Consider the following 23,237-nt stretch of genomic DNA (forward strand, 5'->3'; position numbering starts at 1 on the left):
GGCTACTTGGCCTCGTAGGCGGCCATCGCGGCCCGTACGGCCGGTGAGAACAGCTCGGGGCCGAGCGCGTCGGAGTGGGCGAGGCCCTCCGGGGTGAGGCGCAGGAGCGGGCCGGTGCCGTCTTGGTCGAGCCAGCCGCGGGCGGCGAACGCGGCCAGTTCGGCCGGGAAGTCCTCGTGCGGGTCGGCGCCGAACCGCTCCCGGTAGTCGGCGACCGGCATGCCCTGCGCCTGGAGCAGCGACTGGAGGAGGTGGCGGCGGCGCGCCTCGTCGCCGTTGGTGGGCCGGCCGTGTACGGCGCGGGTGAAGTCGTCGGTGGCGGTGTAGTCGTCGATGATCCCGCGGATCTCGCCCATGTCGACCGCGTAGTCGAACGAGTAGTGCAGCGCGGAGGTGTAGGACCGGGCGCCACAGCCCAGGCCGATCATGCCGTCGGTCTGGCAGGCGTGGTCGTCCGGGCCCCGGGGCGCCGTACCGGCCAGCCGGAACATGCGCATCGACACCTGTTCGTAGCCGTGCGCGAGGAGGTGGTCGCGACCCTGCCGGTACAGGCCGAGGCGCTGCTCGTCCCAGGCCCGGTCGGTCACGGCGGTGCGCCGGGCGAGCCCGGTGAGCGGGCGGACGTACAGGGGGTACAGGTACAGCTCCTCGGGGCGCCAGGCCAGGGCGGCGTCCAGGGAGGTGCGCCAGGTGGCGGGGGTCTGGCCGTCGATCCCGTAGATCAGGTCGATGTTGAGGACGGGGACGCGGGCGTCGCGGATGCGGCCGAGCGCCGCCTCGACGTCTGCGCGGCGCTGGGGGCGCACGGCCGCCCGGGCCTCCTCGGGGAGGAAGCTCTGGACGCCGATGCTGACGCGGGTGGCGCCGCGCTCGGCGAGGACGGCGAGCCGGTCGGCGGTGGCGGTGGCGGGGGAGGTCTCCACGGAGAGCGGGACGGCGCGCAGGTCGGCGCCCATGCGCCGTTCGGCGATGTCGCAGAGCCGTTCCAGTTCGGGGGCCGTGAGGAAGGTGGGCGTCCCACCGCCGAAGGCGGCGTTGGCGAAGGAGACCGGGCCGTCGTCGCCGAGGGCGTCGCGGACGGCGGTGGCCTGGCGCTCCAGGGCGTCGAGGTAGCGGCCGGTGAGCCCGTCGGGGGCGCCGATGCGGGTGAAGAGGTTGCAGAAGCCGCAGCGGACCTCGCAGAAGGGTATGTGGAGGTAGAGGGAGAGGGCGTCCTTGCGTTCGCCGTGCCACAGGTCGCGCAGGGCGGGCCGCTCGGGCAGCGGCCGGTAGGCGGTCTTGTGGGGGTAGGCGTACACGTAGGCGTGGTACGGGCGGCCCGACGGCGGCGCGGTGGGCGCGAGCGGGGCGGGCGCGGGTGCGGGGGCGGTCATGCGGACGGCTCCAGGAAGAAGTGGGCGTACGGCACGGTCCAGACGGCCTCGTGGGCGAGGCGGTGGCCGGTGTAGCCGTCGTCGCCGTAGGTGGTGCCGTGGTCGGAGCAGACGATCGCGAAGCAGCGGCGGCGGGAGCTCATGGCGGTGAGGAGCCGGCCGATGTGCCGGTCGACGTACTCGAGGGCGGCGGCGTGGGTGGCGCGCGTGTCGCCCGCTTCGGCGGTGGCGCCGGCGAGGTGGAACCAGTTGGGCTGGTGCAGCGCGGAGGCGTTGACGAAGAGGAACAGCCTCTGGTCGGCGGGGAGCGCGGCCACGACCTGTTCGGCCCGCTCGACCTGCGCCTCGAAGGAGGTCGGCGAAGCGACGCCGAAGGCCGGTTCCCAGTGGCTCTCCTGGAACATGCCGGGGAGCACGTCACCCAGTGCGCCCTGCTTGTTGAAGAAGCCGACGCCGCCGATGCACACCGTGCGGTACCCGGTCGCGGCCAGGCCCGACACCAGGTCGGGCGTGTCGAACACGTAGGTGCGGCCGGCGGTGCTCTCGCTGCCGGCGAAGCGGGCGGCGAACAGCCGGGGGTGCGGGCCGGGCCGGGCGGGGGTGGGCAGGAAGCCGGCGAACATCGCCTGGTGGGAGGCGTAGGTGAAGCTGCCGGGGGCGTGCCGCTCCTCCCAGACGCCCCCGGGCAGGTGCCGGGCCAGGTTCGGAATGCGTCCGGCGGCGGCCAGCTCGACGGCGACGTCGTGGCGCAGGGTGTCCAGGGTGAGCAGGAGCAGGTCGTCGCGGCCGACGACCTCGTTCATGTCGGGGAGCGGGAGCGCTGGGGTCTCAGGCGGGTGCACGGTGGTTCCTCGCGGGGTGGTGCTGTACGTGTCTTCTGATGGCGGCGGCCACTTGCGCGCCGTAGGTGTCCCGGCCCTCGGCGCCGCTGCCGGGCAGTCCGGTCAGGCCCGGTAGGAGGTCGCCGAAGGCGTTGACCTCGGCGACGGCGAACCGGCGCCAGCCGACGGCGGGCAGCAGGTCGACACCGACGCACAGGGTGCCCGGGAAGCAGGACGCGGCCCGCTCGCAGGTCCGCAGGGCCTCGGCCCATGCGGGGCCCGCGGCCCGGACCGCGGCGGCGAGGTCGCCGCGCCGGCCGCCGAGGTGGAGGTTGGTCATGGGGGTCCGGCTGGTGCGGACCACGGCATGGGTGGCGCGACCGGCGACGACGACCACGCGCAGGTCGGCCGACCCGTCCCCGAGGGAGGCCTTGGGCCACCACCGTTCGAGGTGGAGCCCGTCCGGGGCGAGGGCGTCGACCAGCGCGGCGACCTCCGGTTCGTGCGTGAGGCGCCGTACCCGCAGGGAGTTGTGGAGCCGGCCGCCCTCCGCGCCCTCCACGGAGGTGGTCGCCCTGATCCGGCCCCCGCCGGCCGTCTCGACCGCGACGACACCGGAGGCCGAGGATCCGTGGGCCGGCTTCAGGAACACCCGCGGCATGCCGTGCGCGGACATGAGGGCCCGTACGTCGTCCCAGCCGCGTACCGCAGCCGTGCCGCCGGAGGTCGGCGACTGCGGAACCGGGACCCCGGCGCGGGCGAGGACCTCGTGGCAGAGCCGCTTGTCGAAGAGGACGGCCAGCTCGTCGGGGTCGTCGAGGCGCCGGCCGCCGGTCAGCGTCCGGACGGCCGCCGTGAAGGCGGCGTACCAGCGGGCTCCGCCCTCCACCCGGGTGGGGTCTCCGGCACCCCGCAGGAGCCGGTCGACCTCGGCGTTCTCCCCGGGCGACTCGATCCGTACGATCTCGTCGGCGGCGAACGCGGCGCCGCCGCCGCGCAGGACGTCCGTCCAGGGCACGACGCGCGGCGCGGGCAGCCCGGCATCGCGCACCGCCCCGGAGAACAGGGCGACGCGCCGGTTCTCCGGGTTGCCGACGACCGCCCAGCGCGGCGGTGGTGCGTGGTCCGTCATGGCCCGCGCGCTACTCGCCGACGGCGACGAAGCGCCAGACCCGGCCGTCGTCCTCGTCCTCTTCGGCGTGGCCGCGGTTGAGGTCGAGGGCGACGCCGGCGCCGCCCAGGACCTCCAGGAGGCGCTCGCGCAGCGGCCCACCGAGGTAGTTGTGGTGCAGGTCCAGCTTCTTCAGGTGCGTCAGGGGCTGGCCGGAGAGCAGGGCGGCGCCGCCCTGCTCGGTGAGGACGCCCATGGACAGGTCGAGGGTCTCCAGACGGGCGACCACGGGCGCGGACGCGACGGCGGTGGCGATCTCGTCCTGGATGTCGCTGTTGCGCAGGCCCAGGTGACGCAGGTGCGGCAGGCGGTCGCCGTCGAGGATCGGCGCCACGTCGGTGATCTCCGCGTCACCGCCGTATTCGCTCGTGCCGAGCCACAGGTCCAGGTGGACCAGGGCGGGCAGGTCGCTGGCGGCGACGCCGCGGACCGCCTCGGCGGGCATGCCGCCGGTCTCGACGGTCAGGGAGCGCAGCTTGTGGTGCGTGACGGCGGGGAAGACCAGCCCGGAGCCACCGCGCACGCCGAACTCCTCCAGCTCCGGGAAGCCGTCGAGGAGCGGGCCGACGTCGCTCTGGTTGATCCACGAAATTTCGCACTCCTCGGAGTGCATGTCCCCGAGAAACAGGCCGCGCAGGGCGGGCAGGTCCGGGCGTGCGTCGAGGAGGGCGCCGATGATCTCCTCGGGCCCGCTGTCGTAGGCCTCCTCCCAGGCACCGACGACGATCGCACGGACCTTCGTCGTGTCGACCGCGGCGCGGAACCGGGCGAACACCTCGGTCCAGCTCTCCTCGCTGTCGTAGCTGTCGCTGGAGACCCGCCAGGCGACGGAGTCCGCCGCGGGCAGGGGAGTCGTGTCAGCGTCCTCCCGGCTCGGGAAATCGAAGACGGGCAGCCCGCACGATTCCGTCAGGTGTCTCGGGTGACTCATGGGGTTCCCGCCGTTCCTCGCCTGTCGCGTCCGATGTGCTGCAAGTTGTACCAAGGGGCACTGACAGCGGCCGAGGCAGGGCCCGGTGCGGGTGCGGGTGCGGGTGCAGGGGCAGGGGCAGGGGCAGGGGCAGGGTGGGAGCGAGGCCGTTGTCAGACCTGACCCCTACCTTCGGAGAAGAACGCGGCGCACCGGGCGGCGCGGGGGAAGGGGACACCCATGTACCGGCAGGGGGACGTGCTGATCGTGCCGCTCGACGAGTCGGCGGTGCCGCCGCACGCGGTCGACGCGGACCAGGAACCACGGGACGGGCGGGGCCGGATGGTCCTCGCGCTGGGCGAGGTCACCGGGCACGCCCACGCCGTCCTCGGGCCCGGGCGGCTCGTCCGCGAGGCGGGAGCCTTCGGCCCGCTGCTGCTCCACCTCCCGGACGGCGGGCGGGTGGTGCACGAGGAGCACGCCGCGATCCCCCTGCCCAAGGGCTGGTACCGGGTCGTGCGGCAGCGGGAGTACATACCCGGATCCGTGCGGATCGTGGCGGACTGACAGCGTGTCGGACAGTGGGGGAACGGGGATCGTGATGACGGACATCGACGTGTGGAGGGCGGCCGCGGCAGCCACCGGACCGGCCGATCGGGCGGCCGCGGAGGCCGGGGTGCGCCTCGCGTACCGGGCCGCGGGCCTGGCGGAGCCGGAGCGGATCGTCTGGGCGGACTCGCCCCGGGAGGCGGTGCGCCTGCTCGGCGGGGACGACGGGCCGTGCGGGCCGGCCGGGCGCGGGCGCGGCGTACGGGAGACGGTGCGCAGTGCGCCGTGGGCTGCCGAACGGGACCGGGTGCAGCGGCAGCTCGGCCCGCAGGGCTGGGGGCGGCACTGGAGCGCGACGGGCGGCCGCCTGTGGGAGAACACGGAACGCCTGGCGGAACGGATCCGCACCGGTCTCGTCGAGGAGTTGACGGTCGGGGCGGCCGCCCCCGCGGCCGAGGAGCGCTCGCTGCGCCTGCTGCTCCTGGACGCGGTGCTCGGGCAGCACGACGCGGCCTGGCTGTGCGCCTTCGACACGCAGGAGGGCACGCCCCTGCACGGACTGGGCGTGCTGGCCCGATCGGCCGGCTGGTGGTGGCCCTACGAACGGCTGGCCGTGCTGTGCGAGCGCCCGGTGGAGCTGCACCGCGACGAGGCCGGCAGGCTGGACCGCGGGGACGGTCCGGCGCTGTCGTTCCCCGACGGGTTCGCACTGCACGCGTGGCGGGGCATGCCCGTTCCCGCCGCATTCCTGGCGGGACTGGACACCCTGACGCCGGAGCGGATCCGGGAGGAGGAGAACGCCGAACTGCGCCGGGTGATGCTGGAGTTCTACGGGTACGACCGCTATCTGCGGGAGTCGGGGGCCGCCCCCGTGCACCGGGACGAGACGGGGATCCTGTGGCGCATACCCATGCCGGACGACGAGGCCGTCGTGATGGTGGAGGTCGTCAACTCGACGCCGGAGCCCGACGGCACCAGCCGCACCTACTGGCTGCGGGTACCGCCGACGACCCGGACGGCCCGCCAGGGCGTGGCCTGGACGTTCGGCCTCGGAGCCGAGGCGTACGCACCGCTCCGGGAGACGTGACCCCAGCGGGCCACCGCCGTGCGGCAGCTGGAATCGCAGGCCCCGGCCGGCCACCCGGGGTCTACGCCCACGACATGGCCGGGGCGCTGCCCGGTTCCGTGGTGCTGGATCCGATCGTGGAGAAGTAGCGGGAGGCAGGTGGCCCCGGGCTCAAGGCCGCCCGAGGTCGACGAAGGGGCGTTCGCCCGGGCACAGGAGCCGGGAGAGGAACAGGCCGATGCCCGCCGAGCCGGTCGCGTAGTCGTGGGCGATCCGGTTGAGCCAGCGGCCGGGGAACGCGATGCCGTCCGCGTTCTCGACCCGGAACCACAGGATGGTTCCGGCGATGTCACGAGCCCTGTCCCGGTACTCCCGCTCGCCGGTGAAGGAGTACATGTCCAGCATGAACTCGCCGATGCCGGCCAGGCCCTCGAAGAGGCCGGGGGCGTAGGAGTACTTGACGAAGGTGTCCTCCGCCACCCGGCGGGCGAGCTCGCCGTACCGCTGGATGCCGAGCAGGTGGTGGAACCGGATCAGTACGCTGCCGACGCCGGCGCCCCCGTGGATCCAGTACGGGTACAGGACGGGGTCGTCCTGTACCCGCTGCCATTGGAGGCCGAGACCGCTCTCGCTCACGTGGGCCAGATCGAACTCCAGGGCCCTGACGGCGTACGACCGGAAGCGGGCGTCGCCGGTCATCAGGTGCAGGTGGAGGAGGAAGAGGGCGATGCCGCTCGCCCCGTGACCGTACCCGTAGTGGATGCTGTCGTCGTGGGAGGACCGCCAGTAGCAGGAGTCGCCCTCCTGACGGGCGGTCCTGAGCAGGTGTTCCCCCGCCTGCACGGCGCGGTCGAGGTGGACCTGCTTACCGGTCCTCGCGTGGAAGCGCAGGGAGGCCAGCCCCCACCCGGCGACCCCGAAGAACATGCCCGGTTCGTCGTACAGCAGCGGCGACGCCTGGAGCATCGCCATTACCGCCTCGCCCCTGTCCTCCCAGCCGAGATCGTGGAAGGCCCAGGCGATGCCGGCCAGCCCGACGTACAGCCCGGGCGGATAGGTGTCCGTGCCGAGGCGCTGCCCCAGCATCCAGGAGGTCACCTCGGCGGGCAGTGCGGCGGCGGGCTCCCGGGCGCCCGCCCGGGAACGGAGCAACAGGGCCGGCCCGCAGGCTCCGTAGGCCACGCTCAGCGGGTTCGTCGTGAACACAAGGTAGTCGGCGGGCCAGAGGCGGTCGGTGCGCCGTGCGTCGTGGGTGCGGAGCAGGGTGTGGGCGATGCCGGCGAGGGTGCGCCGGACCTCCGCGTCCGGGTGGGCCGGGGCGCCCCCTTCGGCCGCGAGGGCGTCGTTCGTCAAGGGGCGCACGGCGTCATCCGTCCTCCCAGTCGGCGAGCACGGATTTCGCCTCGTCCACCCGGCCGGCGGCCAGGCACGACACGACGGACCTAACCCGGTCGGGGACGCCCAGGGCGACGAGCTCGTCGAGGATGAGGTCCTGCGCGAGGGGGTTGAGGGCGAAGAACGCGGTGGCGGGCACGACGCTGCTGTAGAGGAGCATGGCCGCGGCGTACCAGTCGTCGCACGGAAGGAGTCTGTCCCGGGAGGCGCGGTCCGGGTGGAGGAATCCGGGGGTGCCCCAGCGGGTGCCGTAGGCCAGGAGCGCCGCCTCGTCGTCCTCGTGGACCGCGCTCTCGAAGTCGATGAACCACATCCGGAGCGTCTCGGGGTCGATCAGGACGTTGTTCGGTGACAGGTCGCCGAGGACCACCCCGCGCGCATGCACCTCATCGACCATGTGGATCAGGCGGCCGACGACCTCCCGGAAGCGGGGTACGAACCGTGCCACCCGCCCTTCGCGGCGGATGTACGGCGCGAGGATGACGTCGTCCCGTGCCCAGAAGTCGTGGAAGGCGATGCCGTCCACGCGCTCCTCGACCAGAAAGGTGTGCTCCCACTCCTGGAAGAGGTCGACCGGACGCGGAACGAACTCCAGGCCCTCCAGCCGGCGCAGTACCTCGTACTCGTGGCGCAGCATGTCGACCGAGTCGACCGTGCGGTTGCCGGACGTCCAGCAGTTGGTGAGGCGCCGGGCCTCCTTGACGACGACGGGCGTGCGGGTGACGCGGTCCGTGCCGTGGTAGACGCCGCCGGCGTTGGAGAACGTCAGGGCGCCCTCGATGCGGTAGCGGCCGTCTCGGAGGGTGGCGGCCGGTTCCCCGGCCGGGCGCGCAGCGGAATCCTCCGCCGGTTCCTCCGCCGGTTCCTCCGCGAAGGGGTCGCGGACCCAAGGGGGCAGCCGGAAGTACGGCAGCCGCTCGTCGGCCACGTAGGTGCCGTCGGGGGAGACCAGGAACGTGCTGTGCGTGCCGTCGATGTTGAGCCGCCGCGGTGGCCGGAAGCCCCCGTACCGGTAGAAGAGGACCCTGCTGTCCCGGTAGCGGCGGTCCGACAGGACGTACGGGCCGTCGACCGGCTCGTCGACCGTCCGCCGGTACAGGGTCTCGATCAGCTCGACGAAGACGTCCTCGTCGGGCGGATAGATCGTCATGAACTTGCCCGAGAAACCGCGTTCCTGGGTCTTCGAGTTGATCACGCCCAGCAGCACAGGATCGGCAGCGGTCTTGAACTCGACGCCGTTGTCCACGCACACGGGGACGACGAGATCGAACAGCCGCAAGGCGTGTGCGGGGGCGGAGGAGACGTGGATCTTGAAGCCTTGGGCGGGCGGCGGGGCCGTCCGCCGGGAGGAGTCCGCCACGCCCCTCACGCCCCTCATGCCCGTCGTGCCCGCCACCATCCGGGCGTGCAGCCACACGTCACTGCGTTCCAGGGCCCAGGCGTCCGGCAGCAGCCGCTGCAGGGCGTCGCGGTACTGCGGGGTGATGGCCCGGCGGGACAGCGGCTCGTAGTGCCGGTCGTCGACGAGGCCGAAGAGGTGGTGGGCGGCCACGGCCGCCCGCTGTTCCACGGGTGCTCATCCGCCGGGGCGGCGTGGCCGGCCCCTGTGGATGAGCGGCCCCTGCGGAATCACATCTGCACCGTTCCGCCGCCGGGGCTGCAGCCCACGCTCAAAGTGCTGCAACCGATCGATTGGGTGCTGTGGAAGCCGGCGATCGCGGCGCCGCCGCTCCGGCCGGTCCGGATCTCCTGCAGCCCCAGCACGCGGTCGACGTCGGCGACGGCCCGTTCCAGGTTCGCCCTCGCACGTGCCGCTCCGGGCGAGGCGGCCTTCTTCCTGCCTTGCTTGGCCATGAGCACTTCCTCCTGTTCGCACGGAAACGTGCTGCCAGGTAAACGGCATCCCCGGCCTGCTGCCTGCGGGCGTGTCCGCCCCCACCCCTGCCGCACCCGGCTCCCGGCGAAGCCGACCTGCGCAAACGCCCGCCCCGTTGCCCTGGGGATGGCGTACTCCGAACGGGTGAGTCCGCGTCGTCCACCGTCTCGAGCCGCTGCGGTGCGTCGACCTCGCACCGACGAGTTGCGACGCATGTCCCCATTTGTGTCATTTTCGCGCGTGAAGCAGAACACTCTCCGCAACGCATTGCGCATGGGTTCCGGGAGTCGGGGCAGGCGGCCGGATCAAGTCGGTCTGACCGACAGGGGGACTCAAAGGAACGAAAGGCAATACGTACCGTGACGGCAGCACAGCAGACCATCCACGTGGGCGGAGAGTGGCGCGCAGCCCTGTCCGGGGCCACGCGCGAGATCATCGACCCCGTCGACGCGACCCCCTTCGAGGTCGTGGCGGAGGGCGGTGTCCCGGACACCGACGACGCCGTGGCCGCGGCGCGAGCCGCGTTCGACTTCGGTGCCTGGCCGCGCACGCCCGTCGCGGAGCGGGCCGCCCTGCTGCGCCGGGTCGCCGTACTGCTGGAGCGCGACCGCGAACGGATCGGCGCCCTGGAGAGCCGGGACGCGGGCAAGACGCTGGCGGAAGGCCGCGTCGACGTCGACTGCGTCCGCGACGCCTTCCGCTACTTCGCCGACCTCGTGGAGAACGAGAACGGCGGCGGCCGGGCCGTCGACGCCGGTTCGGACGAGATCCGCAGCGTCGTCGTGCACGAGCCGGTCGGCGTCTGCGCCCTGATCACGCCGTGGAACTACCCGCTGCTCCAGGCCAGCTGGAAGATCGCGCCCGCGCTCGCCGCCGGCAACACCTTCGTGATCAAGCCCAGTGAGATCACCCCGTTGACCACCGTCGTGCTGGTCGAACTGCTCCTGGAAGCCGGACTTCCGCTCGGCGCGGCCAACATCGTCACCGGCCCCGGTGACACGGTCGGCGCCCGGCTCGCCGAGCACCCCCTCGTCGACCTCGTCTCGTTCACGGGCGGTCTCGTCAGCGGTACCAAAGTCGCCCGGGCGGCGGCCGACAGCGTCAAGAAGGTCGCACTCGAACTGGGCGGCAAGAACCCCAACGTCGTCTTCGCCGACGCCTGCTCGACGCCCGAAGGCTTCGACACCGCCGTCGACCAGGCGCTCAACGCCGCCTTCATCCACAGCGGCCAGGTCTGCTCCGCCGGCTCCCGCCTCATCATCGAGGAGCCGCTGCGCGACCGGTTCGTCGCCGAGCTCTCCCGCCGGGCCGAACTGATCAGGCTGGGTCGCGGCACCGACGCGGGCGTCGAGTGCGGCCCGCTCGTCTCCGCGGCCCAGCTGGCGCGGACCGAGGCGTACGTGGCCTCCGCCCTCGCCGAGGGCGCGGCCCTGCGCGCGGGCGGCGGGAGGCCGGCCGGCCCCGGTTACTTCTTCCGGCCCACGGTCCTCGACCGGTGCCACCGCGGCATGCGCGTCGTCCGCGAAGAGGTCTTCGGCCCGGTCCTCACCGTGGAGACCTTCCGCACGGAGGAAGAGGCCGTCGCCCTCGCCAACGACACCGAGTACGGCCTCGCCGGCGCGGTGTGGACCTCCGACGAACACCGGGCCCGGCTGGTCGCCGGCCTGCTGCGGCACGGCACCGTCTGGATCAACGACTTCCACCCCTACCTGCCGCAGGCGGAATGGGGCGGCTTCGGAAAGTCCGGCATCGGCCGCGAACTGGGCCCCGGCGGCCTCGCCGAATACCGCGAGGCCAAGCACATCTACCAGAACCTCGCCCCGCGCCCCGTGCGCTGGTTCGCGGGTACGACGGCGAAGGGCTGAACATGAACGAGCACCACGTGTACGACTACGTCGTCGTCGGCGGCGGCACCGCCGGATCCGTCATCGCGTCCCGGCTGACCGAGGACCCCGACGTCAGCGTCGCCGTCATCGAGGGCGGCCCCAGCGACGTCGGCCGCGACGACGTCCTCACCCTGCGCCGCTGGATGTGCCTGCTCGGCGGTGAGCTCGACTACGACTACCCCACCACCCAGCAGCCCCGGGGCAACTCGCACATCCGCCACAGCCGCGCCCGGGTCCTGGGCGGCTGTTCCTCGCACAACACCCTCATCGCCTTCAAACCCCTTCCCTCCGACTGGGACGAGTGGGCCGAGGCCGGCGCCGACGGCTGGGACGCGAAGGCGATGGACCCCTACTTCACCCGGCTGCGCAACAACGTCGTCCCCGTCGGCGAGGCCGACCGGAACGCCATCGCCCGGGACTTCGTCGACGCGGCGCAGACCGCCCTCGGAGTGCCGCACGTCGAGGGCTTCAACAAGGCCCCCTTCCACGAGGGCGCCGGCTTCTTCGACCTCGCCTACCACCCGGAGACCAACAAGCGCTCCTCCGCCTCCGTCGCGTACCTGCACCCGTTCCTGGACCGGCCGAACCTCCACATAGCCCTGGAGACCTGGGCGTTCCGGCTGGAGCTGGAGGACACCCGTGCCACCGGCGTGCACATCCGTACCAAGGAGGGCGCGGAGCACGTCGTACGCGCCCGGCGCGAGGTCCTGGTGTGCGCCGGGGCCGTGGACACCCCGCGCCTGCTGCTGCACTCCGGCATCGGGCCGCGCGCCGACCTGGAGGAGCTCGGGATCCCCGTCGTGCACGACCTGCCGGGCGTCGGGGAGAACCTGCTCGACCACCCCGAGTCGGTCATCGTGTGGGAGACGCACGGGCCGATCCCGGAGAACTCCGCGATGGACTCCGACGCCGGACTGTTCGTCCGCCGGGACCCCGAGGCGGAGGGTCCGGACCTGATGTTCCACTTCTACCAGATCCCCTTCACCGACAACCCGGAGCGACTGGGCTACGAACGGCCCGCCCACGGCGTGTCGTTGACCCCGAACATTCCCAAGCCGCGCAGCCGCGGCCGGCTCTACCTGACGAGCGCCGACCCCCGGGTCAAGCCCGCGCTCGACTTCCGGTACTTCACCGACGAGGACGACTACGACGGCCGGACCCTCGTCGACGGGATCCGCATCGCCCGACGGATCGCGGCGAGCGAACCGCTCGCCGGCTGGCTCAAGCGCGAGGTGTGCCCGGGCCCCGAGGTGACCTCCGACGAGGAACTCAGCGCGTACGCCCGCCAGGTCGCGCACACCGTCTACCACCCCGCCGGCACCTGCCGGATGGGGGCCGCCGACGACGAACTCGCCGTCGTCGCGCCCGATCTGAAGATCCGGGGCCTCGACGGCATCCGGATAGCCGACGCGTCCGTCTTCCCCACCATGACCGCCGTGAACCCCATGATCGGCGTGCTCATGGTCGGCGAGAAGTGCGCCGACCTGCTGGGAGGAACGACCCGATGAACACCTTGCCGCACACCCAGACGCCGCACACCGCGACGCCGGACACCGAGACCCGGCCTCAGGCACCCGCGGAGTCCGTCTTCTCCGTACGCGACCTGTGGAAGGTCTTCGGTCCGCAGGCCGACCGCGTGCCCGCCGACCAGGAGCTCGCCGCCCTCGGCGCCGCCGAGCTGCGCGAGCGCACCGGCTGCACCGCCGCCGTCCGCGACGTCTCCTTCGACGTCCGCAAGGGCGAGGTCTTCGTCGTCATGGGCCTCTCGGGCTCGGGCAAGTCCACGCTCGTACGCTGCCTCACCCGGCTCATCGAACCGACCTCGGGCACGATCTCCATCGACGGCGAGGACGTGCTGTCCATGGACAGCGGCCGGCTCCGCGAGCTGCGCCGGCACCGGGCGGCCATGGTCTTCCAGCACTTCGGGCTGCTCCCGCACCGGACGGTGCTCGACAACATCGCCTACGGGCTGGAGATCCAGGGCGTGGGACGCGGCGAACGGCGCGACCGGGCTGCCGAGTTCGTCACCAAGGTCGGCCTGGACGGCATGGAGCACCGCAGGCCGGGCCAACTGTCCGGCGGCCAGCAGCAGCGCGTGGGCCTTGCCCGCGCGCTCGCCGTGGACCCGGAAGTCCTGCTGTTCGACGAGCCGTTCAGCGCGCTGGACCCGCTCATCCGCCGGGACATGCAGGAGGAGGTCGTACGCCTGCACCGGGAAGAGGGACGCACGATGGTCTTCATCACGCACGACCTGAGCGAGGCGCTGAAGCTCGGCGACCGCATCGCGCTGATGCGCGACGGCCGGATCGTGCAGCTCGGCACCCCCGAGGAGATCGTCGGCGCCCCCGCCGACGACTACGTCAGGGACTTCGTCCGGGACGTGCCGCGCGAGCAGGTGCTGACCGTTCGCTCGGCGATGCGCCCCGCACTCACCGACGAGTCCGAAGCCGGCCCGGCACTCGCCCCGACCGCCACCGTCCACGAGGCCATCGAGGCCGTCGCCCGGACCGGCGAGTACGCGCGGGTCGTCGAGGGCGGCAGGTGCCTCGGCGTGGTCGACCGCGCGGGACTCCTCGGTGTCGTCGCCGGGATACCGGCCGAGACGGGAAAGGCGGTGGCCTGATGTACGGCCACACGACCTGGCCGCCGCCGTGCGGCACCACCGGCGCCGGCACCAGCACGATGCCGGCCCACACCGGACGGTGGAACCGATGACCACCACCGCACCCCCCGCTCCGCCGGGCCCCACGACCCCGACCACCACCACGTCCCCCACCGACGACGGGCCCGGTGTGCTGCGCACGCTCGCGCACCACCGCGGTCGGCTCATCGGCGTCTGCGCGGCGCTCGCGCTCGTCCTCGGCTGCGTGCTCCTGGGCGCCGGGAACTGGCCCGCGGCGCTCACCGTCGACCTGTCGGGGCCGCTCGAGCGCATCAGCGACTGGATCATCGACAACCGCGACAGCCACCCGTTCTTCCTCTACTTCCTCGGGCACATCAGCAACGTCGTGGTCCTGTCGGTCCGCGCCGTGTACCTGGTGCTGTTCGCTCTCGGCTGGGCCGGCGTCACCGCCGCCGCCGGTCTGCTCGCCTGGCGGGTGGCGGGCGTGCGACTCGCGCTGACCTCCCTCGCCGCATTCTCCGTGTGCGGACTGCTCGGCATGTGGGTGCCCACCATGCAGACGCTCGCCCTGATGGTGGTCGCCGTCGCCGCGTCCGTGCTGTTCGGAGGCCTCCTCGGGCTGGCCGCTGGCCTGTCGGACCGCATGCACCGGATCCTGCGGCCCGTGCTGGACACCATGCAGGTGCTGCCGGCCTTCGCGTACCTCCTGCCCGTCGTCCTCGTCTTCGGCATCGGCGTGCCCGCGGCCGTCCTCGCGACCGTCGTCTACGCGGCCCCGCCCATGGCCCGCCTCACCGCGCTCGGGCTGCGCGACGCGGACGCCGGGGTCGTGGAGGCCGCCACCTCCCTCGGCGCCACCGGCAGGCAGCAACTGCTGACGGCCCGGCTGCCGCTGGCCCGCAAGGAACTGCTCCTCGGCGTCAACCAGTCGATCATGATGGCGCTGGGGATGGCCGTGATCGCGTCCGTCATCGGCGCGGGCGGTCTCGGCGACCGCGTCTACCAGGCGCTGGCCTCCGTCGACGTCGGCGCCGCCCTCGCCGCAGGTGTGCCGATCGTGCTGCTCGCCATCACCCTGGACCGGGTCACCGCCGCCGCGGGGGAGCGGATCGGCCGGGCCCCGGCCGACCGGTCCGGGCTCCGCTGGGCCGTCGCCGCGGCGGTGACCCTCGCCGTCGCCGTCGCAGCCCGCCTGCTCGACCGGCTCTCCTGGCCCGACGCGTGGACGGTGGACATCACCGGGCCCGTCAACGGAGCGGTCGACTGGATGACCGCCCACCTCTACTCCGGCGTGCCCCTCGTCGGCGGCACCGCGGACTGGGCGGGGCACTTCACCACCTGGGTCCTGGGCCCCCTGCGCGACGGACTGCAGTGGCTGCCCTGGTGGACGGTCCTGCTGACCGTCGGCGTACTCGCCCTGCTCATCGGAACCTGGCGCACCGCCGCGACCGCCGTCCTGGCGATGGCCGCGATCGGTGTCCTCGGCGTCTGGGACCCGGCGCTCGACACCCTCTCCCAGGTCCTGGCCGCCGTCGCCGTGACCCTGCTGATCGGCTTCGCCCTCGGCGTCGCCGCGGCCCGCAGCAGCCGCCTGGGGCGCGCGCTGCGTCCGGTGCTCGACGTCTTCCAGACGATGCCGCAGTTCGTCTACTTGATCCCCGTCGTCGCCCTCTTCGGCGTGGGTCGCGCCCCGGCCGCCGCGGCCGCCGTCGTCTACGCGCTGCCCGCGGTGGTGCGCATCACGGCCCAGGGCGTGCGCGCGGTGGACCCGGGCGCACTGGAGTCCGCGCGCTCGATGGGCGCGACCGGACGGCAGCAACTGTTCCAGGTCCAGCTGCCGCTGGCCCGGCCCGCGCTGCTCCTGGCTGTCAACCAGGGCGTGGTGCTGGTCCTCGCCGTCGTCGTCATCGGCGGCCTCGTGGGCGGCGGCGCGCTCGGCTACGACGCGGTCTTCGGCCTCGCCCAGGGCGACCTGGCGACCGGCCTGGTCGCCGGAGCGGCGATCGTCTGCCTCGGCCTGATGCTCGACCGCGTCACCCAGCCGACCGGGCGCCGCGACCCCGCACGAAAGGGGGCCTGACATGGCTCGCACCACACGCTCCGCCGCACTCGCCGCGGCCGCCGCCCTCACCCTGACGGCCCTCACGGCCTGCGGCGCCGCCGACATGACCCGCCAGGCCTCCCCGTACGCCGACGCGAAGGGCTCCCGCACGGTCACGCTGTCCGTGCAGTCGTGGGTGGGCGCGCAGGCGAACGTAGCCGTCGCCCAGTACCTGCTGGAGCACGAGCTCGGCTACCGGGTGGACACCGTCCAGATCGACGAGGTACCCGCCTGGGACGCGCTCAGCCAGGGCCGGGTGGACGCCATCCTGGAGGACTGGGGCCACCCCGAGCAGGAGAAGCGGTACATCGACGACAAGGGAACCATCGAGCGGGGCGGCGACCTCGGAGTGACCGGCCACATCGGCTGGTTCGTACCGACGTACTTCGCCGAGGAACACCCGGACGTCACCGACTGGAAGAACCTCAACAAGTACGCCGACCAGCTCCGCACCGCGGAGAGCGGCGGCAAGGGACAGCTGCTGGACGGCTCCCCGTCCTACGTGACGAACGACAAGGCCCTCGTGAAGAACCTGGACCTCGACTACCAGGTCGTGTTCGCGGGCTCGGAGGCGGCGCAGATCACCCAGATCAGGCAGTTCGCCAAGGAGAAGAAGCCGTTCCTCAGCTACTGGTACAAGCCCCAGTGGCTGTTCGAGAAGGTCCCGATGACCGAGGTGGAGCTGCCCGAGTACAAGGAGGGCTGCGACGTCGACCCGCAGAAGGTGGCCTGCGCCTACCCGCACACGCCGCTGCAGAAGTTCCTCAACGCCCGGTTCGCATCCGAGGGGGGCGACGCCGCGGCCTTCCTGAAGAAGTTCCGGTGGACGACCGACATGCAGAACGACGTCGCCCTGATGATCGCCGAGGAGAAGCTGTCGCCGCAGGAAGCAGCGGCCCGCTGGGCGGAGCAGAACGAGGCCACCCGGCGGTCCTGGCTCCCGTCCTGACCGACCCGGGCGGCCCGCAAGGGCCCCACGGCCTTCCGGGCCGCAGGTGCCGGGAACCGGTGGCGCTGCGGGTCGCCGGGGCCACGCTCGGGGACGATACTGAAGGTCACGGTGCGTGGAGGCGACATGCGTGAACCGGAGCATCGCGGCCCGGGGCCGGCCTCGGCCTCCGTCAGCGGCACGGCAGCGGTCGTCCTGGACGACGCAGGCGTGGTCATCGCCCGTTCGGAGGGGGCCGCGGCGCTGCTGGAATGCCCGCCGGGCCGGACCTGTGCGCCCTTGCTGGGGATGGTGCCGCGCGTCGGAACGGATGCGGGGCCGATCGGGCACCTGATGACCGTTCCGGGCGGCGGTCACACGGGGCACGAGGCTCCGCTGGTCTGTACGGTCGTCCGGCTCGCGGCCCACGCTCCGGGCGGCGCGGGCGCTGCCACGCAATGGCTCGTCCTGGTCACCCCGGCGGAAACGGCGGAGGAAGCGGCCGAGCGCGATGCGCGAAGACGCCGGACCGGGCTCTCCCAAGCCGCCGCCGCGGGCATCGGCACCTCCCTGGACGTGATCGAGCTGGCCGAGACCCTGGTGAATCTGCTCGTACCGGACTTCGCCGACCTGGCGACCGTGGACATAGCCGAGAACGTGCTGGTGGGCGACGAGCCCCCGCACTTCCACACCAGCGGCGACGTCCGCCTGCGCCGGACCTCTGCCGCACAGAGCCCGGAGATATCCGCCGAGGACCTGCTGGCGGTGGGAGAGGCGCTTCCTCCGGTGACGGACAGCACGTTGATGCGCCCCCTCATGAAGGGGCTGCCCGTGCTGGTGCCGGACGTCGCCGTCCTGCAGGCCGAGCTCGGCATGGATCCGAAGGCCCTGCCGTTGTTCGTCCCCAGCGGAGCGCACTCGTCCCTGGCCATGCCGCTCTACGCACGAGGCCTGATCCTCGGCTGCGTCACGGTCTGGCGCAGCCAGTTGCCCTCCGCGTTCGGGGAGGAGGACGCCGCACTGCTGAAGGACGTCGTGTCCAGGGCCGCGCTCGGCGTCGATAACGCGCGCCGCTACACCAAGGAACACCGGTCGGTGGTGACCTTGCAGCGGAGCCTGCTGCCGCGCTCCGCCCTGGACTCCGCCGCCGCCGAAACGGTGGGCGTCTACCAACCGGCGGGCGGCGGCTCGGGAGTCGGCGGAGACTGGTTCGACGTGATCCCCCTCCCGTCGCTGCGCGTCGCGTTCGTCGTCGGGGACGTCGTCGGCCACGGCCTCGACGCCACCGCGGCCATGGCGCGCCTGCGGACCGCGGTGCAGACCCTCGCCGACCTCGACCTGGATCCGGGCGAACTGCTCACGCACCTCGACGACCTGGTGCTCGGCTTCTCCGAGGAGCAGATGACCAGCGAATCCCGCTCGGAGCGCTCGAAGCGCTCGGAGCCGGCCGTGCTGGGAGCGACGTGCCTCTACGCCGTCTACGACCCGGTGACGGGTCAGTGTGCTGCTGCCGCCGCGGGACATCCGCCACCGGTCCTCCTGCCGCCGGACGGAGAGCCGGTCTTCCTCGGCGTGACGCCGGGGCCGCCCCTGGGGGTGGGCGGAGTGCCGTTCGAGGTGACGGAGTTCGACGTCCGGCCCGGCAGCATGCTCGCGTTCTTCACGGACGGACTCGTGGAGAGTCGGAGCGGCGACATCGAGCAAGGGATGGAAAGACTGCGGGGCTCGTTCGCCGGAGCCGACCCGAGGTTGCCGCTCGACGAGTTCAGCCGGGCCGTTTTCGACGGGGTGCGGCCCCAAGAGGCCGCCGACGACGCCGCCTTGCTGCTCGCCCGCATCCACGCGCTCTCGTCCGACCGGGTCGCCGAGTGGGAACTCGAAGCCGACCTCTCGCTCGTCGCGCACGCCCGTGAGCTGGTGGTGGGCCAGCTGTCCGAGTGGCAGCTGGACGAAATGGGCTTCGTGACCGAACTCGTCGCCAGCGAGCTCGTCACGAACGCGATCCGCTACGCAGGAGGACCGGTCGGGCTCCGGTTGATCCGCGACCGGGTGCTCGTCTGTGAGGTGTCCGACCCCAGCAGCACTCAGCCACGCCTGCGTCGTGCACGGGAAACGGACGAGGGCGGGCGGGGCTTGTTCCTCGTGGCCCAGCTCACCGACCGCTGGGGCTGCCGGTTCACCAGCACCGGCAAGACCATCTGGACGGAGCAGCCCATCGGCGGGTCCCTCGTCTAGGCCGGTCGCTCCGCGTGCGCGCGCACGGTCCACCCGGTAGCGTCGAGAGCGAGCGTTCCGTCCACACCGCTGCCGCGCCCGGGCCCGGCGGGGCCGCCGCCGATGTCGGCAGAGGAACGAGAACCCATGCCACAGCACGCCATCCACGCGGTGACCGCCGCAGCCGCTCTGGTCTCCCTGGCAGCATTCGGCCCCGCACCGAGCAGCGCCCCGTCACCGCCCGACCGGTCGGCCGCCCGGTCCGCCGGCCAGGCGGCCGACGGGACCGGTTCGCAGGCCCCGTCCCGGTTCGTGCCCGGGCCTTGTCCGAAGCCGCCCGAGCCGATCGCAGCACTCGGCAACGCACGCTGCGGCTACCTCGAAGTTCCCGAGAACCGCTCCCGCCCCGGCAGCCGGACCATCAAGCTCGCCGCGGCGGTCATTCCGGCCGCCGAACCGGCGACGCCGGCGCAGGAGCCCGTGGTGTTCATGGCGGGCGGCCCCGGGGGCGACACGTTCGACGACATACCGCTCCTCGTCGAGTCCGGGCTGAACAAGGACCGCGAACTGATCGTCATGGCCCAGCGCGGCAACCTCTACGACCAGCCGAACCTCGCCTGCCCGGAGATCGACCGCTTCAACGCCCGGGCCGTTGGCCTGGGCTACGACGCGAAGCAGGCGCAGCAGCTCCTGTTGAAGGCGGTGAAGGAGTGCCGCGACCGCCTGACGGCCGACGGCGTCGACCTGAGCGCCTACAACACCACCGAGAACGCCGCCGACTTCGCCGACCTGCGCACGGCGCTGAACATCCCCCGGTGGAACGTCTACGGGTACTCCTACGGCAGCGACCTGGCCCTCACCTACGTGCGCCTGCACCCCGAGGGAATCCGCGCCGTGGCGATCGACTCGGTCACGCCTCCCCAGAGCGCGACCCTGCCGTGGGGATGGAGCAGCGCAGCCGAGGGCATCGACCACATCTTCGCGGCGTGCGCGGCGCAGCCCGCCTGCAAGAGCCGGTACCCGGACCTCCCCCGCATGCTGACGGAGCAGGTGCGCAAGCTGGAGGCGCATCCCCTGACGCTGCACGTCCCGCCGCCGGGCGGTGGAAAGCCGGTCGAGGTCGTCCTCGACGGGGGCGCGCTGCTGAACCAGATCGTCGCCTTCGCCCCCCGGCCCAAAGACCTCCCGGCGGCACTCGACGAGCTCAGCCGCGGAAACCCCGAGCGCTTCGCACGGGCCCGCGCGGCCGGCTCCGTCCAGAACGTCGGCGCATTCGCACACGGCCTCACCGAATCCGTGGCGTGCAGCGAGTGGGCGCCGGGGTACTCGGAAACCGACGTGCTGAAGGCGGGGCGCAAGGCCTTCCCCGGGTGGCCGGACACGGTCCTGGCCCAGGTGCCGCAACTTCCCTTCCAGTACCCGGTGTGCCGGGTCTGGAACGTTCCGGACCGCGCCTCCGTCCAGCGGGTGGCCACGGTCAGCCCGGTGCCCGCGCTCCTCGTCTCCGGCACGTTCGACGCGAAGACCGGGGCGAGCTGGGCGAAGGGCGTGGCCCGCGACCTGTCCCGTTCGACCGCCGTGCAGGTCCCCGGGATCGGCCACTGGGTGGTCCCGCAGTCGCCCTGCGCCCAACGCGTCCTGGCATCGTTCCTCGCTCGCCCGACCGCCCCCGACACCAGCTGCGTGAACGACTTGAAGCCCGAACCATTCACGATCATTCCGAAATGACCGGGAGGGCAGATGGCACTCCACCCGGCGCACCGTCGGCGCCGCACCGCACGACGCCTCCTGACGACGGCCGCCGGCACGGTGACCGGTCTCCTCGTCACCGGCCTGCTCGCAGCGCCTGCCCCGGCGCAGCCCCCTACCGATGCCAGCACCGGCCCCGACGCGCCGATCGGTACGGTCGCCCGCGCGGTGGGCGACGCCCGCTTCGAACCGGGCCCCTGCCCGAAGACGCCGGAACCGATCGAAGCGCTCGACGGCGCCCGCTGCGGAACGCTCACCGTGCCCGAGAACCGCGCCGAACCGAGCGGCCGGACGATCGAGCTCGGCGTCGCGATCGTGCCCGCCGCCACCGACGAGCCGAAACCCGACCCCATCGTGTGGCTCGCGGGCGGCCCCGGTGACGACGCCGTGGGGGAGGCGAAGATGGCGATCGACGGCGGCTTGAACCGCGACCGTGACGTGATCTTCATGTCCCAGCGCGGTACGTACTCGGCCGAGCCGAACCTCCTCTGCCCCAACATCGACGAGTTCAACGCACGCTCCGTCGGCCTCGTCTACGACGCCCCGTCCACCGAACGCCTGCACGTCGAGGCCACCAAGGCCTGCCGCGACCGACTGGCGGCCCGCGGGATCGACCTCGGCGCCTACAACGACACCGAGAGCGCCGCCGACTACGAGGACCTGCGCAAGGCGCTGGGCATCGAGCAGTGGAACCTGTTCGGGATCTCCTACGGCACCCAGCTGGCGCTGGCCTACATGCGGCTGCACCCCGAGGGGCTCCGCTCGGTGGGCATCGACGGCATACTGCCGCCGTCCAAGGCCGGGTCGGCCGCGACCTGGAGCAGCGCCCGGCAGGGCTTCGACGGCCTGTTCAAGGCCTGCGCGGACCAGCCGGCGTGCAACGAGCGCTATCCGAATCTGTCGGCCACCTTCGACCGGCTCGTGCGCGAACTCGAAGCCAAGCCGGTCACCACCACCGTCACCCTCCCCGGCAGCGACAAGCCGGTGAAGGTCGTCCTGGACGGCGGAGCCCTGGTCAACTGGATGACCTCCGCCACCCATGTGGCGCCCCAGGTGCCCGCCGCCCTCGACGAGCTGGCGCACGGCAAGCCGCAGCGGATCGCCCAGCAGTGGGCGGGCGGCAAGCTCAGCCCCCAAGCCATCGGCAGGGTCGCGCACGGCCTCTCCTACGGCGTCTTCTGCAGCGCGTGGACACCGTACGAGAGCGAGGACGCGGCGCTGCAGGGCGGACGGGCGACGTTCCCGTCCTTCCCCCGCTCGGTACAGGCCCAGGCCCCGCAGCTCGCCTTCCTCCACCCGGACTGCGACGCCTGGAACGTCCCTGCGGCGTCGCCCTCGATCCGGGACGCCACGCGCGGTGACATCCCGACCCTCGCCCTGTCGGGCGGGTTCGACTCCCAGACCGGGGCCGACAACGGGCCGTACGTCGCCAGCACGCTGGGCAAGGCCAAGGTCGTCACGGTCCCCTACGAGCCCCACGTGGTGTTCGCCACCTCGAAGTGCGCCCAGGAGATCACCGTCTCGTTCTTCGACGACCCGGCTGCGCCGAAGACCGCATGCCTGAAGGGTCTCGAGGCACCCGAGTTTGAGATCGGCCCCTGACGCCCCGAGATCCCCTCGAGGGCCCGGCACCTGCCTCCGGCCTGCTGTTTCACCGCGATCCACCGCTGTGGAGGCATGCCGGGGCAGCGGCTAGGGTGAGGTGAAGAGGCCGGGGGAGAGCCAGGAGCCCGTGATGCGCGGACACCGCCCCGAGCCGCCCGACGACGTGCAAGAACTCCTGGTCGCTCTCGGGCAGCTCGTCGATCAGGCCCTGGACCGGATCGAGTACCAGCGGGCCAGGGTCGAACTGGCCGTGGCCCTGCAACGCCACATGCTCCCGCCCGGGCTGCCGCAGCTGCCCGGGCTGCGTCTGGCCGCCAGGTACGCGCCCTCGCGGGGCGGTCTGGAGGTGGGCGGCGACTGGTACGACGCGTTCGTCATGCACGACGGGTCACTGGGGCTCACGGTCGGCGACGTGCAGGGTCATGACGTGGAGGCCATCGCCTTCATGGGACAGGTGCGGACCAGTCTGCGCGCCCTCGCACAGACGACGAGCGACACCCGCGAGGTGCTGGGCCGCGCCAACGATCTGCTGATCGCCATGGGGTGCGGCCTCTTCGCGACGTGCTGCTTCCTTCGCTTCGACCCGGTCAGCCGCGATCTGACGGTCTCCAGGGCCGGCCACGTCCCGATGGTCTGGGCCACGGCCGGAGGCGGTCACGGGATCGCACTCGACCGCGGTGGGCCGTCGCTCGGCATCGTGTCGGGCGAGCGCTACCCGGTGACCCACCGGCGTCTGACGGAGGCCGGGGTGCTCGTGCTGCTCACCGACGGGGTGGTGGAGGGTCCGAACTACCCGATGGAGTCCGGTCTGGCCGAGGTGGTCAGACTGGTGCGGGCGGGGTTCGACGCCGACCCCGACGTGCTGGCCTCCGCCGTCGTCAAAGTGGCCGACCTGACGGGACACCGCGACGATGCCGCGGTCCTCGTCGTCCGCTACGACGGCCCCCGGGAGCCGGGCTGACCGACGGGG

Annotated in this window: 19 protein-coding genes; 12 read left to right on the top strand and 7 right to left on the bottom strand. The window is 72.6% G+C overall.

Features of this window, described 5'->3' with window-relative positions; all coding sequences use genetic code 11:
* Window positions 1-2 precede the first annotated feature (2 nt).
* The 4 genes from OG207_RS36565 to OG207_RS36580 are packed head-to-tail and all read right to left on the bottom strand — an operon-like array spanning window position 3 to window position 4,296.
* Window positions 3-1,373: an STM4012 family radical SAM protein gene (locus OG207_RS36565; RefSeq protein WP_329104819.1), complete on the bottom strand. Its 1,371-nt coding sequence runs from the start codon at window positions 1,371-1,373 to the stop codon at window positions 3-5.
* On the bottom strand, window positions 1,370-2,176 hold the full coding sequence (locus OG207_RS36570; RefSeq protein ID WP_329108141.1) for an STM4013/SEN3800 family hydrolase: 807 nt from the start codon (window positions 2,174-2,176) through the stop codon (window positions 1,370-1,372). The genes OG207_RS36565 and OG207_RS36570 overlap by 4 nt, the downstream gene beginning before the upstream one ends.
* Window positions 2,177-2,201: 25 nt before the next feature.
* The gene (locus tag OG207_RS36575) at window positions 2,202-3,326 is read right to left on the bottom strand and encodes an STM4014 family protein (protein WP_329104821.1); all 1,125 of its coding nucleotides are present in this window, start codon (window positions 3,324-3,326) and stop codon (window positions 2,202-2,204) included.
* 10 nt (window positions 3,327-3,336) lie between these two features.
* A complete protein-coding gene (locus OG207_RS36580; RefSeq protein ID WP_329104823.1) occupies window positions 3,337-4,296 on the bottom strand; it encodes an STM4015 family protein in 960 nt (319 codons plus the stop codon).
* Window positions 4,297-4,515: 219 nt separating this feature from the next.
* Between OG207_RS36580 and OG207_RS36585 the strand changes: the two genes are divergently transcribed.
* Genes OG207_RS36585 through OG207_RS36595 form a run of 3 tightly spaced genes read left to right on the top strand, consistent with a single transcriptional unit; the run spans window position 4,516 to window position 6,039 of the window.
* A complete protein-coding gene (locus OG207_RS36585) occupies window positions 4,516-4,842 on the top strand; it encodes a hypothetical protein (protein WP_329104825.1) in 327 nt (108 codons plus the stop codon).
* A 34-nt stretch (window positions 4,843-4,876) separates the two neighbouring features.
* Entirely contained in the window at window positions 4,877-5,911 is a 1,035-nt protein-coding gene (locus OG207_RS36590) for a DUF6745 domain-containing protein (protein WP_329104827.1), read from the top strand.
* Window positions 5,908-6,039: a hypothetical protein gene (locus OG207_RS36595; RefSeq protein WP_329104829.1), complete on the top strand. Its 132-nt coding sequence runs from the start codon at window positions 5,908-5,910 to the stop codon at window positions 6,037-6,039. Before OG207_RS36590 ends, OG207_RS36595 begins: the two co-directional genes overlap by 4 nt.
* 22 nt (window positions 6,040-6,061) lie before the next feature.
* Here the strand turns inward: OG207_RS36595 and OG207_RS36600 are convergent, their stop codons facing one another.
* The 3 genes from OG207_RS36600 to OG207_RS36610 are packed head-to-tail and all read right to left on the bottom strand — an operon-like array spanning window position 6,062 to window position 9,139.
* Window positions 6,062-7,252, bottom strand: coding sequence for a lanthionine synthetase C family protein (locus OG207_RS36600; protein WP_329104830.1), 1,191 nt, complete (start codon window positions 7,250-7,252; stop codon window positions 6,062-6,064).
* A gap of 4 nt (window positions 7,253-7,256) precedes the next feature.
* On the bottom strand, window positions 7,257-8,855 hold the full coding sequence (locus OG207_RS36605) for a class III lanthionine synthetase LanKC N-terminal domain-containing protein (RefSeq protein ID WP_329104834.1): 1,599 nt from the start codon (window positions 8,853-8,855) through the stop codon (window positions 7,257-7,259).
* Between the two features lie 59 nt (window positions 8,856-8,914).
* The gene (locus tag OG207_RS36610) at window positions 8,915-9,139 is read right to left on the bottom strand and encodes a hypothetical protein (protein WP_329104836.1); all 225 of its coding nucleotides are present in this window, start codon (window positions 9,137-9,139) and stop codon (window positions 8,915-8,917) included.
* 381 nt (window positions 9,140-9,520) lie between these two features.
* Here OG207_RS36610 and OG207_RS36615 point away from each other — a divergent pair, with 381 nt between their 5' ends.
* The 9 genes from OG207_RS36615 to OG207_RS36655 all read left to right on the top strand — a co-directional run bounded on the left by OG207_RS36615 (window position 9,521) and on the right by OG207_RS36655 (window position 23,228).
* Window positions 9,521-11,026 carry an aldehyde dehydrogenase family protein gene (locus OG207_RS36615; RefSeq protein WP_329104838.1) on the top strand — a complete coding sequence of 502 codons (1,506 nt, stop codon included), beginning with the start codon at window positions 9,521-9,523 and terminating at the stop codon, window positions 11,024-11,026.
* A gap of 2 nt (window positions 11,027-11,028) precedes the next feature.
* A complete protein-coding gene (locus tag OG207_RS36620; RefSeq protein WP_329104840.1) occupies window positions 11,029-12,555 on the top strand; it encodes a GMC family oxidoreductase in 1,527 nt (508 codons plus the stop codon).
* Window positions 12,552-13,670: a quaternary amine ABC transporter ATP-binding protein gene (locus OG207_RS36625; RefSeq protein ID WP_329104842.1), complete on the top strand. Its 1,119-nt coding sequence runs from the start codon at window positions 12,552-12,554 to the stop codon at window positions 13,668-13,670. Before OG207_RS36620 ends, OG207_RS36625 begins: the two co-directional genes overlap by 4 nt.
* A gap of 88 nt (window positions 13,671-13,758) precedes the next feature.
* Complete coding sequence (locus OG207_RS36630) at window positions 13,759-15,750, top strand: ABC transporter permease (RefSeq protein ID WP_329104844.1); 1,992 nt, start codon at window positions 13,759-13,761, stop codon at window positions 15,748-15,750.
* A gap of 1 nt (window position 15,751) precedes the next feature.
* Entirely contained in the window at window positions 15,752-16,720 is a 969-nt protein-coding gene (locus OG207_RS36635; RefSeq protein ID WP_329104846.1) for an ABC transporter substrate-binding protein, read from the top strand.
* Between the two features lie 126 nt (window positions 16,721-16,846).
* Window positions 16,847-18,934 carry an ATP-binding SpoIIE family protein phosphatase gene (locus tag OG207_RS36640; RefSeq protein WP_329104849.1) on the top strand — a complete coding sequence of 696 codons (2,088 nt, stop codon included), beginning with the start codon at window positions 16,847-16,849 and terminating at the stop codon, window positions 18,932-18,934.
* Between the two features lie 126 nt (window positions 18,935-19,060).
* Window positions 19,061-20,641 carry an alpha/beta hydrolase gene (locus OG207_RS36645; RefSeq protein ID WP_329104851.1) on the top strand — a complete coding sequence of 527 codons (1,581 nt, stop codon included), beginning with the start codon at window positions 19,061-19,063 and terminating at the stop codon, window positions 20,639-20,641.
* Between the two features lie 12 nt (window positions 20,642-20,653).
* Complete coding sequence (locus OG207_RS36650; protein WP_329104853.1) at window positions 20,654-22,264, top strand: alpha/beta hydrolase; 1,611 nt, start codon at window positions 20,654-20,656, stop codon at window positions 22,262-22,264.
* A 133-nt stretch (window positions 22,265-22,397) separates the two neighbouring features.
* Window positions 22,398-23,228 (top strand): PP2C family protein-serine/threonine phosphatase, encoded by an 831-nt coding sequence (locus tag OG207_RS36655; RefSeq protein ID WP_329104855.1) that lies wholly within the window; start codon window positions 22,398-22,400, stop codon window positions 23,226-23,228.
* The last annotated feature ends 9 nt before the right edge of the window (window positions 23,229-23,237 follow it).

This window comes from Streptomyces sp. NBC_01439 (assembly GCF_036227605.1).
Taxonomy (GTDB): domain Bacteria; phylum Actinomycetota; class Actinomycetes; order Streptomycetales; family Streptomycetaceae; genus Streptomyces.